This is a genomic window from Allofrancisella heilbronnii (genome assembly GCF_000710735.2).
Lineage (GTDB): Bacteria > Pseudomonadota > Gammaproteobacteria > Francisellales > Francisellaceae > Francisella > Francisella frigidaquae.
The window spans coordinates 832,438-845,860 of the sequence record NZ_CP144673.1 but is presented as its reverse complement, the minus strand read 5'-3'; the positions used below and the strand labels follow the sequence as shown (position 1 = coordinate 845,860).

Here is a 13,423-nt window from a genome sequence, read left to right as displayed (position 1 = left end):
CCTTATTTATTGATTTGTATTAAGTTAATTTGGATTTTTTAACCAACAGCACCTTCTAAGCTTACTTCCATAAGTTTTTGTGCTTCAACGGCAAATTCTAAGGGAAGTTTTTTGAAAACTTCTTTACAAAATCCATTTACTATCATAGCGATAGCATCCTCTTCAGAGATTCCTCTTTGCTTACAGTAAAAAAGTTGATCTTCAGATATTTTAGATGTGGTTGCTTCGTGTTCTACTTGTGAGCTATTACTTTTATTTTCAATGTATGGATAAGTATGAGCACCACAATTATGTCCTATAAGTAAAGAATCACATTGAGAAAAGTTTCGTGCATTATCTGCATTAGGAGATATTCTAACTAATCCTCTATATGCTTGAGATGCTCGCCCTGCTGATATTCCTTTAGAAATGATTGTACTTTTAGTGTTTTTACCAATATGGATCATTTTAGTACCAGTATCTGCTTTTTGAGCATGGCGTGTTAAAGCAACTGAATAAAATTCGCCTACAGAATTATCTCCTCGTAAAACCACGGAAGGATACTTCCAAGTAATAGCTGAACCTGTTTCTACTTGTGTCCAAGAAATTTTAGAATTATCACCTTTACACATACCTCTCTTGGTTACAAAATTATATATGCCACCTTTGCCATTTTTATCACCTGGATACCAATTTTGTACAGTAGAGTATTTAATTTCAGCACCTTTTAAAGCAACTAGCTCAACTACAGCAGCGTGAAGTTGGTTTTCATCTCTCATTGGAGCAGTACAGCCTTCTAGATAACTTACATAACTACCCTCATCAGCTATAATAAGTGTTCTTTCAAATTGTCCTGTATTTATAGCATTTATTCTAAAATATGTAGATAATTCCATTGGGCAAGTGACACCTTTTGGTATATATACAAAAGAACCATCGCTAAATACAGCTGAGTTTAATGCTGCAAAAAAATTATCACCTTGTGGGACTACAGAACCTAAATACTTTTGTATTAAATCGGGATACTTTTGTACAGCTTCGGATATTGGACAGAATATTACTCCTGCTTCAGCAAGCTTATCTTTAAATGTAGTCACTACAGATACAGAATCAAATACCGCATCTACAGCTATGTTTTTAACACCTGCTAGCATTTCTTGTTCATGTAAAGGAATGCCTAGTTTATTATAAGTTTCAATGATCTCCGGATCTACCTCATCTAAACTTTTAGGATGGTCTTTCATAGATTTAGGAGAAGAGTAATAACTAATAGCTTGGTAATCTATTTTAGGATAATTAAGGTCAGCCCAGCTAGGTTCTTGCATTTCTAGCCATTTTTTATATCCTTTAAGACGCCAATCTAGCATAAATTGAGGTTCGTTTTTTCTAGTTGAAATCAGCCTGATAACATCCTCATTTAGGCCAGCAGCTATAGTTTCAGTTTCTATATTTGTAACAAAACCATGTTCGTAATCTTGTTCAATGAATTTATCTAAATTTGCACTCATTTTATTTAGCTCTTAGTTATTCTTTATGATTAACGATATCATAAATTGAAGTATTAGAAAGCATACTTAACACCCTATTATTCATAATTTTCCAATAATTATGTACAGTACACCTTTTTAAAACACTACAGCTTTTTTGTATATCGCAACATTCAGTAATATTGACATCACTTTCCACAGCTTTAACTACCTCTAACACAGATATTTCTCTAGGATTTTTAACTAAAGTATAACCACCTTCAACACCACGTTTAGAAGATACTATACTCGCTAAGGAAAGAAGGTTTAGTAACTTTCTTATAGTAGGTATGTTTAAGCCAGTTACCTCCGCTATTTTTGCAGCACTATATGAAGAAGAATCATTTTTAGCGATCGTAACTACTATCAATAGTCCATAATCTAATAATTTACTTATCTTTAGCATAACATTTGCTCAAACTATACCATTTTAGTATCATTTTGTTGATATGATAATAATAAACGCTAGCAAAGTAAATTAAAATTTGATTATTTTAATACCTTAGATTAGTATGTTTGCAATCTATTATTTTTTAAACATTGTATCAATAATATATGAGAATTGCTATTTTAGGTGCAGGACAACTAGGTGTTTATTTAACACAAAGACTCAGTTTAGACCACCAAGTATCAGTTATTGATTTAGACGAGGAAAAATTAGGGTTTATATCTTCTGCTTTTGACGTGCAAACCATAATTGGTGATGTCACTAAACCTAATATAATGGTGGAAGCTAACTTTAAAGACACTGATATGTTAATAGCTGTAACTTCTGATGATACTACAAATATAGCTGTATGTGATATGGCTTATAAACTATATAAAATACCTTATAAAATAGCTAGAATCAGGGATTCCGAATATAGTAGGTTTCCAAAGTTATTAAACAATATTGATTTAGTGATTAAATCTTTTTTTGAAACTACAAAACAATTAGAACAGTTAATCTTTCTACCAGGTGCTTATTTTATATCCAATTTTTTTGACAAAAAAGTACAAATAGTTGGTGTTGAAGTTGCAGAGAACTCCCCTTTAATAAGTTTTTCAGTAAAAGATATATATTTAGGTTTAGGTGATGTAAAGGTTGATATAGTATCTGTATATAGAGGCGATGATAAGCTTGACATAAACGATCCTAATATTTTGATTAAAGCTGGAGACAGAGTAATGTACTTATCTGATAAAGCATATTCTCCTCAAATATTATCTATATTCCAAACTAAAAAGGCGAACATCAAAAAAATATTTATAGCCGGGATTAATCACGCAAGTATAACTTTAGCTAAATCTCTTGAAAATAAAGGATATATAATAAAAATAATAGATCCAAGTGCAAAAAAATGTGAAGTAGCAATAAATCAATTATCTAAATCAACAGTACTACAATACAATCCTATTAATAATAATCTTTTAGTAAATGAAGGAATAGATGAAGCTGACATGTTTTTTGCTCTTACTAATTCCGATGAAGTTAATATCATGTCATCAATACTTGCAAAAAAACTAGGCGCTAAAAAAACTGTTGCTACTGTTAATAGTGCTGAATATTACTCTATTACTAGAGATTTAAAATTAATAGATTTATCTATTTCACCACATAGTTTTTCATATACAACTATTAAGGCCTTTCTTACTCAGGTTGATATACTTAAGATGTATGAGGTTGAAGGTACAGAAGAGTTACTAGTCGAAATAAAAGTTCATGGTGAAGAAAATATGTCGACTATTATAGGTAAAAATATTTCTGAGGTTAAATTACCAAATGGATTAAAAATTCTAGCTGTTATGAGAAATAATACACCTATATTTTATATTGATAATATAATTGTAGAGAATGAAGATCGTCTTATCATTAAAGTAGGTAATAAAGATGCCCTAAATATCCTAGAGAAACTTTTCCAAGTAATGCCATTATACATTGCTTAAAAGGTTACTAATTTATGTTATTTTAATGTACTATAACTTTTATGTTTAATTTTTTAGTTTTTTGTTTTTATGGCAAATAAAGTATTTGGTAAAGAAAAGATTGGTATTTTATTATTAATATTATTAATGACAGGTGCAATTGATAATATTAGAAACTTACCATCAACAGCAACTTCTGGTACCTACATCTTTTTCTTTTTTCTTTTAGCTGTAATTTTATTTTTAGCTCCTGTGGGTTTAGTATCTGCTGAAATGACTTCTACATACACAAATAAAGGTGAAGAAGGGGTATATGGCTGGGTTAAGAAAGCTTTCGGACCAAATATGGCAATGTTAGCTATTTGGTTTCAGTGGATTAATACACTTATTTGGTTTCCAAGCATTTTGACGTTTCTAGCTGGAACTGTTGCATATCTATTTAATCCTGACTTTGCTCAAAATATAAAATTTACGGTCATATTTATAACGATAGTGTTTTGGTCTTTAACTATAATTAATTTAAATGGCTTAAAAATATCTGCTATCTTTGCTAGTATTTGTACGTTTTTTGGTATGGTTATTCCAATGATGCTTATGGTAATATTCGCTTTGATATGGTTAACTTCTAACTACCCTACTCAGTTACACTTTAGTTTAGATAATTTGACTCCTAGCTTAAACTCTACTGATTCATGGATGGGTTTAACAGCCATCATAGCTTCATTTTTAGGACTAGAGTTAGCAACGGTTCACATTACAAAAGTTGCCAACCCTAAAAAAAATTTTCCATTAGCTTTGTTAATATCTACAGTGTTTATAATTTTTACTATGATATTAGGCGCGTTAGCAGTTAGTATTATTTTTCCTCAGTCAGATATAGATGTTGTTCATGGTACTATTAAAGCTTTTAAAGTGTACTTAGATAGCTTTAGTATTCCGATATTTTTTTACTATCTGTTGGGTATAATGATAATTGTAGGATCAGTTGGTTCTATGATTAATTGGATGATATCCCCAGCAAGAGGTTTGCTACAAGCTGCAGATAGCCATTTTTTACCGAAAATTTTAGATAAAACCAATAAACATGATGTACCTAATGGCATCTTAATTTTACAAGCAATTATTATGACTATAATATGTTTTCTACTTGAATTAGTTCCCTCCGTTCAAGCTTATTATTGGTTATTAACAGCCCTTAGTACACAGATATATTCTTTAATGTATTTAGTAATGTTTTTAGCAGCTATCAAATTAAAGCTACAAAATAAAACGCCTCTAAAAAATGAAGAAGACTTTCGTATTCCATTTGGTAAGTTTGGAATGCTGGTTGTTTGTGCAGCTGGAATTATGGGTACTACAATATGTATATTGGTTGGATTTGTTCCACCAGATAATATGTATGATAACCCGATAGAATTTATAATTTCTTTGTCTATCTCTCTAATAATAGCTTTATTGCCAGTATTATTTTTTATGGCGTATAGAAAACGTTATTTAAAGAAAATGGAATTAATAAGTGTAAAATAGATTAACATTAGTGCTGTCAATTACTACAACATTTAAATACCTCTGGGTTTATTGTTTTGGAAACCTTCTTGTGGTCCATCGAACATCATTTGTCGGTTTAGCTTTCTATCCTCATCAGAAAGTAGATTCAAATTGTGTTGCATATTTTCAGACACTTGTTTTTTTGGGGGTTGTAGATTTGTAGTTAAATTGCTATATTCATCATCTGCGCCCTTTTGTTGAGCATCGATTTTTCGATGTGGTGGCATAGAGGATTGTTGATTATTAGCACGTGGTGGCATCCCATTTGGCCTGATTGGAGGCGGCATATTATCAATTTCTTGTTGTCCCCCATCTATGTTATTTTCTTTAATTTTTGGTTTCATTTTTTTTATTTTCTTACGTTGAGATTCTATATCTTTCATATTATTGTTTAGTTGCTTAGGAGACTGTACTTTTTTAGGTAGCATGTTATTGATATAACTATTACTGTCTACACTATTAGACAAATCGCTAAACCCAAGCGATGCTAAACTACAAAATAACATTGATACTAAAAGTTTTTTTTTCATGACTTATCTCCACAAGTTTGGTTAAAAACTCTTTTTAATAATATCTTCTAGTTCTATAGTGTCCTTTGCAAATAAACGGATTCCTTCAGCTAATTTGTTTGTAGCCATTGAATTTTCATTTAATTGCCAGCGAAACTCAGCTTCTGTAAGAGTTGGAGTTTGTTTTATAACTTCGATACTGTTAGACAAACTAGTATCCAACTTTTCATATTTGTTTGCTAATTCTTCTAGTAGTGCTGGTGAAATCGTTAAAGCATCACAACCAGATAAAGCCATGACTTGATTAGTATTTCTAAAACTAGCACCCATGACTATAGTTTTAAAACCATGAGTTTTATATAGTTGATAAATACTTTTAACAGAATTAATACCAAGATCTCCTTCAACAGCTGGAAACTCACTTAAATTATTCTCTTTAACTTGCCAGTCTGTAATTCTACCGACAAAAGGAGAAATTAGATATACACCAGCTTCAGCGCATGCTTGAGCTTGAGCTTTGTCAAATATAAGAGTCAAGTTACAGTTGATACCCTCTTTTTCTAGAATCTTAGCAGCTTTGATACCTTCCCAAGTTGCTGCTATCTTGATTAAGACTCTATCTTTAGAAATATTATTTTGCTCATACCTAGATATTATTTTTTTTGCATAATCAATAGTTTTTGCAGTGCTAAAAGAAACTCTTGCGTCAACCTCACTAGATACTTTTCCTTCGATAACTTCTAATATCTTAGATCCAAAAACCACTAGTATTTCTATTAATGCTTCTTGTATTAACGTTTCTTGACCAAGAGTAGGAAAGTTCTGTTTAACTTGAGAAATAGATTTTTCCAATAGATACTCATATTTTTTGTCTTTTACAGCTTTTAAAATTAAGCTTGGGTTTGTGGTTGCATCAACTGGTTTATATTTTTTGATTAGTTCAAAATCTCCAGTATCTGCAACTACTCTAGATACTTTTTTTAACTGCTCTAATACTGATTGTGTCATGACTAAAATGCCTCCATAAAATTTTAGAAAAATAATTTATTTTTTTGAATATTTAGTTTTTAACATAGCAAAAACTGCTCTAACAGCCATCATTTCACCACCAACTGGCTTACCAGCTGTAGAAGATAAATTCCACGCCATTATATCAAAATGAATCCAGTTTGGTGGATTGTCTCCTAAAAAATGCTCTAGAAATAAAGCTGCTTTAGTAGCTCCTGCATATGGCGATAAATCGGCATGTACTAAGTCTGCAAAGTCACTTTTTAGGTTTTTTTTGTAGCAAGTAGCTAATGGAAGCCTCCAAATCGAATCTTGAGTACTTTGACTATGGGTGTATAGTTCGCTAGCGGTGGTATCATTGTTACTAAAGAATGCAGAGATTTCAGTTCCTACTGCAACTCTAGCAGCTCCTGTTAAGGTCGTAAAATCTAATAATAAATCCAGATTTTTTTGTGATTCCTCGTAGAGAGGTTCTGCTAATATTAACCTACCTTCAGCATCGGTGTTCGTAACTTGAACAGTAGTACCATTTTTCATTTTTATGATATCACTTGGACGGAAGGATTTAGCATCTATAGAGTTTTCTACAGCTGGTATACTTAAACTTAAGCGTACTGGTAGTTGATGTTTCATAATTATATAAGCCAAACCAATAGCATTAGCAGCTCCACCCATATCTTTGTGCATAAGTTGCATAGCAGAAGCAGGTTTTATATCTAAACCACCTGTATCAAAAGTTACACCTTTACCAACTATAGAGATTCTAGGATTTTCTTTATTGCCCCAGTTTAGCCTAATTAAACGAGGTTCTCTATGGCTTGCTTTTCCTACACTATAAATACCCATATAACCCTGATTAGCAAGTTCTTGACCTACTACTTCATCAAAACTAGCATTAAATTTATTAGCTATTTTTTTTATAATTGCTGATATCTCAGCTGGACCCATATCTTCAGCTGGTGTAGAAATCATATCTCTAACGATATAACTTGCTTCTATTTCCGGTAAGATATAACTGTATTCATTAGGCAATAATATTTTAACTTCATTAACATTTTTCTTTGAAGAAAGGTATCTCCCAAATCTATAAGCTCCTAATGCAAAGCCTATATAATAAAGAGCTAAATCACTTATTTCAGAATACTCTATATAGTAATTTCCTTTAACTAACTGGTTGGGTAGGTTTGCTATAGAAAACATATCATCGGTTACTATGCATATAATTCTATCTATATCGCCAGCCGAATTAGGAATAATTAAAGTCGATTGCTTTTCTCCTAAATGAGAGTTTTGGATAAATTTTTGCGTAAATTGGTTTTGATTAGTAACCCAATTCTCAAGATTATTTTTTTTAACCAAGTAAATAGGATACAACTTTGTATCTTTTTCTGTAATAAAGCAGTTTAGTTGGGTTGATATGTACATATTTATAACTCCACCTTTTGATTAAACAACAACCATTCATTAAAATCTTCTACCGTTTTTGTAGTTAATATACCAGCAGTTTTATATAAGCTTAAAAATCCTAAAATGTAATCAAATTCAGCATTATTTAGCTCTATAAGGCGTTGGTAATATTGGTTTAATAATATGAAATATTGAGTAATGGTAGTTGTACCCTGATCATATCTTTCTTTATATTTTTCATAAGCGATCTTAGCACTAGCAGCAGATTCTCTTAATGAAAAAACTTTATTTTTTCTTAACTCTACAAATCTATAAGCATACATAGCATCATTTTGAGCAACCCTTCCTGTTTGTATCATATCAAATTCTGATGACTGATAATTGTAAGCTGCTTCTTTAAGTTCAGCAAAGTTAGTACCACCTGATAAAATGTTCCATTCTAAATTTATTCCAAAATAAAAAGCATCAACAGCGCCTCTTGCCGGTAAAAAATTATCAAAAATTGGGTTGCCTAGGGATGTAATAGAATTATAACCTGGTGAATACTTTATCTCAAAGTTAACCTTTGGCATAAATGGGCTAGTTGCTGACTGATAGTTATAGAATTTACTTTCTTTAGTGTGTATAGAACTTAAATATGCTGGGTTACTTCTCATAGTTAGCTCTTCCCATTCTTCTTCTGAAGATGGAGAAGGGTTTTTAAGTTCAAATTCATTACCGTATATTACAACATCATCATCATTGTTAGTAAATTTGCGTAATTCAGCACGAGCAACTTTTTCTTCTCGTTTTGCAGAAGCGTAATCAGCATCAGCTATATAGTAGTTTGCTTTAGATGTCTCATAATCAGCTACATCTGTTGCTCCAGCATTATACTTATTTTCTAATTCAGTTAGATTTGTTTTAGCAGCTTTACGATTATATGCTGTGTACTCAACATTCTTTATAGCTTTAGCTAAATTAAAATAAGCATAACTAACATCATACAAAAATTGTTGATAATTTGTTCTGTAGTCTTGCTGAGCAAATTGTGCTGTTTCTTGGGCAGATTGTAAATCTTTATAGGCGCCATAATCATATAAAGGTTGGGTTAAACTGACTAAACCTTTTATTGAGTTGTAAGGCCCTGTTTGAATGTATGATTGGCTATTTCTACCTTGTAATATATTGTTTTGACTTATAGTTCCAGAAATATCTATTCTTGGCAATAATCTGCCCAGCTGGATAGCTGGATTCATTTGACGAGAATCAAGCTGATATCCTATATACTTATATTGAGGCGAATTATTTATAGACTGTTGTATCGTACGATTATAGTCAGCAATAGTATCTGCAGCATAGCTAGTATATAGAATAAATACATTTAGTAGTATTATTAAAAAATACTTTCGTACTAATTTCAAAATTTCCTGCTCTTAGTTTAAGTTGGATAAAATAAATTTTTGTGTTAGCTCTAGAGCTATTTGTATATTTTGAGAATTATTACCACCGCCTTGAGCCATATCTGGTCTACCACCACCTTTACCATCTATGTATTCACTTAGATATTTGGCAATGTCTCCAGCTTTTATTAAAGAGGTAATAGATTTGCTTACGCCTACTACAAACTGAACCTTACCAGCAATTATAGTGCTAAGTACCACTACGACTTTATCATTTTTTGCTTTATAGTCATCTACTTTTTCACGCAGTGTTTTTATATCAACGTCATTAATATTTGCTATAATTAAAGTTATATCATCATATTTGGTTTCTTTTATAGAACTATTTGAACCTGATAAAAGATCTTTCTTTAACTTGGAAATTAGCTTCTCTTGAGTTTTTAGTTGTTCTTGTAAAGAATATAGTTTGCTAAGGATATTAATATCATTGCATTTTAGAGTATTTTTAATGTTAAAAAGCAAATTTTCTGCCTCTAGAGTATTTTTAATAGCTTGATCGGCTGTTACTGCTTCTATTCTGCGGACACCTGCGGCTATGCCGCTTTCTGATACTATTTTGAATAATCCAATCTCTCCTGTACGATTAACATGAGTGCCTCCACATAATTCTGTAGAAAAATCTCCTATAGATATCACACGTACTATATCACCATATTTTTCTCCAAATAGTGCTTCTGCACCCATTGCTTTTGCTTTTTCTTGAGTAGTTTCAATAACAGAAACCAAAAAGTTAGCTCTGATTTGAGCATTTACTAAAATTTCAATTTCTTGAATTTGCTGACGTGATATAGCTTGATCATGAACAAAGTCAAATCTTAATCTTTTAGCGTCAACCAATGAGCCCTTTTGTTCTACATGGTTACCTAATATAATTTTTAGTGTTTTATGTAGTAAATGAGTAGCACTATGATTAGCTGCTGTAGCTATTCTTATTTTATCATTCACCCTTGCAGTGACTTCATCATTGATATTTAGAGAACCTTTTACTAGTTTACCTATATGCAAAATTGCTGGACCTGATTTTTGTACATCCTCAACAATAAATTCTAAACCTACTCCTTCTAATATACCTTTATCACTAACTTGCCCACCAGATTCAGCATAAAAAGATGTTTTATTGAGTACAACTACCACTGTGTTATCACTACTATCTAGGCTTTGAACAAGTTTACCGTATGTATATATTTCTATAACTTTAGCATCTTCAATTAAAGTTGAGTAACCTCTAAACTCTGTTTTTGTCTGTGAGCTAATAACATCATTATAATCCACACTAAATTTTCCAGCTTCTTTAGAGCGCTGTTTTTGGTGCTGCATATGCTGCTGAAAGGCTTCTTCATCGATCTTAAGACCTTTTTCTCTTGCCATATCAGCTGTTAGATCCAAAGGAAAGCCATAAGTATCATATAGCTTAAAAGCTATCTCCCCAGAAATAGTATCCCCTGTTATATTTTGTATTTCATTTTCAAAGATTTTTATACCATTCTCAACAGTTTTTAAAAATAATTCTTCCTCTTTAATTAAAGTTTTTTCTATCAAATCTTTCTTGTTAATAAGCTCTGGGTAAGCTTGTCCCATTTGATTTATTAGCTCGTTAACAAGTTTATAGAAAAAGACTTCTTTAGCACCTAGTTTATTACCATGGCGTATAGCTCTACGGATGATTCTTCTAAGTACATACCCTCTACCTTCATTAGATGGCAATACTCCATCAGCTATTAAAAAAGCACATGACCTAATATGATCTACAACCACTTTTAGAGATGGTGAATTTATATCTAAAGCGTTAGTTACTTGTTGAGCTTTCTTAATTAATGCTTGGAATAAGTCAATTTCATAATTACTATTTACATGTTGAAGCACCGCAGCTATACGCTCAAGTCCCATACCTGTATCTACAGACGGCTTTGGTAGTTCTGTCATGCTACCGTCTGCATGACGGTTATATTGCATAAATACAATATTCCATATTTCTATATATCTATCACCATCCTCTTCAGGAGTTCCAGGTAAACCACCAGCAATATGTTCTCCATGATCGTAAAAAATCTCTGTGCATGGACCACACGGTCCAGTGTCACCCATTGACCAAAAATTATCAGATGAGTTTATCCTAATGATTCTTTCTTTTGCTAAACCAATATGCTTATGCCAAATATCAAAAGCTTCATCATCACTAGCATAAATAGTTACCCAAAGCTTTTCTATAGGTAGGTTAATCTCTTTAGTCAAAAATTCCCAAGCAAAGCTAATAGCTTCTTTTTTAAAGTAATCACCAAAGCTGAAATTTCCTAACATTTCAAAAAATGTATGGTGCCTAGCAGTATAACCAACATTATCAAGATCATTATGTTTACCACCAGCTCTCAAACATTTTTGTACAGTGACAGCTCTTGAAAAATCTCTTTTTTCAATACCTAAAAACGCATCTTTAAACTGTACCATCCCAGCATTAGTAAAAAGTAAAGTTTCATCGCCAAAGGGTATTAAAGAAGAACTTGGCTGATGACTATGATTTTTTGATTTAAAATAATCTATAAATTTATTACGTAATTCTTTTGTTGTAATCATACAGATACTTACCTTTAATAAACAATAAAATAGCTATCGCTTCTTTATTCAAAATACTTAACATTATAAACTATTTTATCTACTAAAATAAACTCTACTAATCGTATTTATACTTAATTAGTATATAATTGCTAACAAATATAATTATTATAGAGCGGAAAATGAAAAAAAAATTAGTCATAACTATAGTTTTAACTATCATAATAATTACATCCTTCCTTATATACCATTTTATAAAGGCAGTTAAAGTAGAAGAACCTTCCAAACAAGAAGTTGCAATAACTCAACCTAGTAACTACTGTTTGATCACTTACCAAGTTTCTAAAGATAATGCAAAAACATGGCAAAAAATCACTGTAGATGATGGCATAACTCCTTCTGAAAAAGCAGAATGCTGGAAAAAATACTTACTGCTTTTAAAAGAATTTAAAACTGATACCAAAGAAGATAAAAAATGGTATGGTGAAAATCAAAATGGTCAACTTATAACTAAACCAGCTATGAAGTTTTCTGAAAAGCCTTTTACTAAAGTTAAAAAGAGTAAGAAACCTTTAAAAAATGAAAGTACTAGTTCAATAGAAGAGCAAGGCTAGAGTTAGAATACTGCTAGACCTTTCTGCTATTTCCGTTTAACAACTACTATAGCAATCTATTATTAGTAATTTCATAAAGTTAATCAGAAATCTTTTAATATATTATTTTTATAAAATTTTTCAAGTTCAGCAAGCTCATCAGCAGCGCTTTTACCTTTTGGAGGAGGATTGTTTTGAATCTGGTTATCAAGCTTAGTTATAAGCCCTTTTAAAATTTTTTCCATACGGGCTTTATGTTCGTCCATACCACTTAGGGGGACACTAGGTTTTTTATTGCTAGGAGAAATTTCTTCATCTATTTCAATAATCCCATCACTAGGAAGGTAGTTTAAAAGGATATTATGTATTTTGTTAGCCTTTTGAGAGATTACTGACTTATAAATATTAGGAATAATAGTATTTGTCAGTAATTCAGCATAAAACTTGGTATTAAACGATGATGTATCGTAAAGCATACCTCCAACGTTAAAATTCCCTATAGAACCAATAAATACAGTTGTGGAGATACACTCGTTAAATAAATCTTTTCGTGGTGCCTCATTTGGCAGGTTATCAATATTTATATTATTTGGATTAGCTAAAGGCTTTAATGGAGGGAATGTATTCATTTTTTTATTATGATCTAATAATGCTTGTCTAATTTTACTATTATTATCTCCTATGGTATTGAAAAATGCCTTATACACTCCATAACCTTCATGCTCTCTAATTGCATTTTCTGCAGTTCTAATCAAGATCTTGGAAAAATCATTTGGAAATTTATAAATATATGTAATAAATTCTTTAATAATTCCATTTAGTTCATCTAATTCATTTGGTTTATTTTTAAACATAAAAGATATTTTGACCGTGTTGCAAAAATTGACAGTAAGGTTATTCTACATAGAGTAAAACGTAAAATCTTCAATTTTTTATATTTTTAAAGCTTTTGGTAG

Annotated in this window: 11 protein-coding genes; 3 read left to right on the top strand and 8 right to left on the bottom strand. The window is 31.2% G+C overall.

The window, feature by feature from the left end; translation table 11 throughout:
* Positions 1-38: 38 nt before the first annotated feature.
* Both sufB and FRA_RS03905 read right to left on the bottom strand, forming a co-directional pair.
* Positions 39-1,487 carry a Fe-S cluster assembly protein SufB gene (gene sufB / locus FRA_RS03910; RefSeq protein WP_035719085.1) on the bottom strand — a complete coding sequence of 483 codons (1,449 nt, stop codon included), beginning with the start codon at positions 1,485-1,487 and terminating at the stop codon, positions 39-41.
* Between the two features lie 16 nt (positions 1,488-1,503).
* Positions 1,504-1,911 carry an SUF system Fe-S cluster assembly regulator gene (locus tag FRA_RS03905; protein WP_035719083.1) on the bottom strand — a complete coding sequence of 136 codons (408 nt, stop codon included), beginning with the start codon at positions 1,909-1,911 and terminating at the stop codon, positions 1,504-1,506.
* A 149-nt stretch (positions 1,912-2,060) separates the two neighbouring features.
* Here FRA_RS03905 and trkA point away from each other — a divergent pair, with 149 nt between their 5' ends.
* The gene (trkA, locus tag FRA_RS03900; protein ID WP_035719082.1) at positions 2,061-3,431 is read left to right on the top strand and encodes a Trk system potassium transporter TrkA; all 1,371 of its coding nucleotides are present in this window, start codon (positions 2,061-2,063) and stop codon (positions 3,429-3,431) included.
* A gap of 69 nt (positions 3,432-3,500) precedes the next feature.
* On the top strand, positions 3,501-4,937 hold the full coding sequence (locus FRA_RS03895; protein ID WP_035719081.1) for an APC family permease: 1,437 nt from the start codon (positions 3,501-3,503) through the stop codon (positions 4,935-4,937).
* Between the two features lie 32 nt (positions 4,938-4,969).
* On the opposite strand, the gene FRA_RS03890 is transcribed toward FRA_RS03895, so the two are convergent.
* The 5 genes from FRA_RS03890 to alaS are packed head-to-tail and all read right to left on the bottom strand — an operon-like array spanning position 4,970 to position 11,895.
* Positions 4,970-5,488: a hypothetical protein gene (locus FRA_RS03890; RefSeq protein WP_035719079.1), complete on the bottom strand. Its 519-nt coding sequence runs from the start codon at positions 5,486-5,488 to the stop codon at positions 4,970-4,972.
* A 21-nt stretch (positions 5,489-5,509) separates the two neighbouring features.
* Positions 5,510-6,475: a transaldolase gene (tal, locus tag FRA_RS03885; RefSeq protein ID WP_035719078.1), complete on the bottom strand. Its 966-nt coding sequence runs from the start codon at positions 6,473-6,475 to the stop codon at positions 5,510-5,512.
* 36 nt (positions 6,476-6,511) lie between these two features.
* The gene (locus FRA_RS03880) at positions 6,512-7,900 is read right to left on the bottom strand and encodes a M17 family metallopeptidase (protein WP_035719075.1); all 1,389 of its coding nucleotides are present in this window, start codon (positions 7,898-7,900) and stop codon (positions 6,512-6,514) included.
* Between the two features lie 2 nt (positions 7,901-7,902).
* Entirely contained in the window at positions 7,903-9,285 is a 1,383-nt protein-coding gene (locus FRA_RS03875; RefSeq protein ID WP_035719074.1) for a TolC family protein, read from the bottom strand.
* A gap of 12 nt (positions 9,286-9,297) precedes the next feature.
* Positions 9,298-11,895, bottom strand: coding sequence for an alanine--tRNA ligase (gene alaS, locus FRA_RS03870; protein WP_035719073.1), 2,598 nt, complete (start codon positions 11,893-11,895; stop codon positions 9,298-9,300).
* Between the two features lie 161 nt (positions 11,896-12,056).
* On the opposite strand from alaS, the gene FRA_RS03865 reads away from it, so the two are divergent.
* On the top strand, positions 12,057-12,488 hold the full coding sequence (locus FRA_RS03865; protein ID WP_051686748.1) for a hypothetical protein: 432 nt from the start codon (positions 12,057-12,059) through the stop codon (positions 12,486-12,488).
* 83 nt (positions 12,489-12,571) lie between these two features.
* On the opposite strand, the gene FRA_RS03860 is transcribed toward FRA_RS03865, so the two are convergent.
* Positions 12,572-13,321 carry a hypothetical protein gene (locus tag FRA_RS03860; RefSeq protein ID WP_035719072.1) on the bottom strand — a complete coding sequence of 250 codons (750 nt, stop codon included), beginning with the start codon at positions 13,319-13,321 and terminating at the stop codon, positions 12,572-12,574.
* Positions 13,322-13,423 lie beyond the last annotated feature (102 nt).

Bases quoted from the DNA above. Each gene is read 5' to 3' on its own strand.
- sufB (WP_035719085.1), bottom strand. From the start codon at position 1,487: ATGAGTGCAAATTTAGATAAATTCATTGAACAAGATTACGAACATGGT.
- FRA_RS03905 (WP_035719083.1), bottom strand. From the start codon at position 1,911: ATGCTAAAGATAAGTAAATTATTAGATTATGGACTATTGATAGTAGTT.
- trkA (WP_035719082.1), top strand. From the start codon at position 2,061: ATGAGAATTGCTATTTTAGGTGCAGGACAACTAGGTGTTTATTTAACA.
- FRA_RS03895 (WP_035719081.1), top strand. From the start codon at position 3,501: ATGGCAAATAAAGTATTTGGTAAAGAAAAGATTGGTATTTTATTATTA.
- FRA_RS03890 (WP_035719079.1), bottom strand. From the start codon at position 5,488: ATGAAAAAAAAACTTTTAGTATCAATGTTATTTTGTAGTTTAGCATCG.
- tal (WP_035719078.1), bottom strand. From the start codon at position 6,475: ATGACACAATCAGTATTAGAGCAGTTAAAAAAAGTATCTAGAGTAGTT.
- FRA_RS03880 (WP_035719075.1), bottom strand. From the start codon at position 7,900: ATGTACATATCAACCCAACTAAACTGCTTTATTACAGAAAAAGATACA.
- alaS (WP_035719073.1), bottom strand. From the start codon at position 11,895: ATGATTACAACAAAAGAATTACGTAATAAATTTATAGATTATTTTAAA.
- FRA_RS03865 (WP_051686748.1), top strand. From the start codon at position 12,057: ATGAAAAAAAAATTAGTCATAACTATAGTTTTAACTATCATAATAATT.
- FRA_RS03860 (WP_035719072.1), bottom strand. From the start codon at position 13,321: ATGTTTAAAAATAAACCAAATGAATTAGATGAACTAAATGGAATTATT.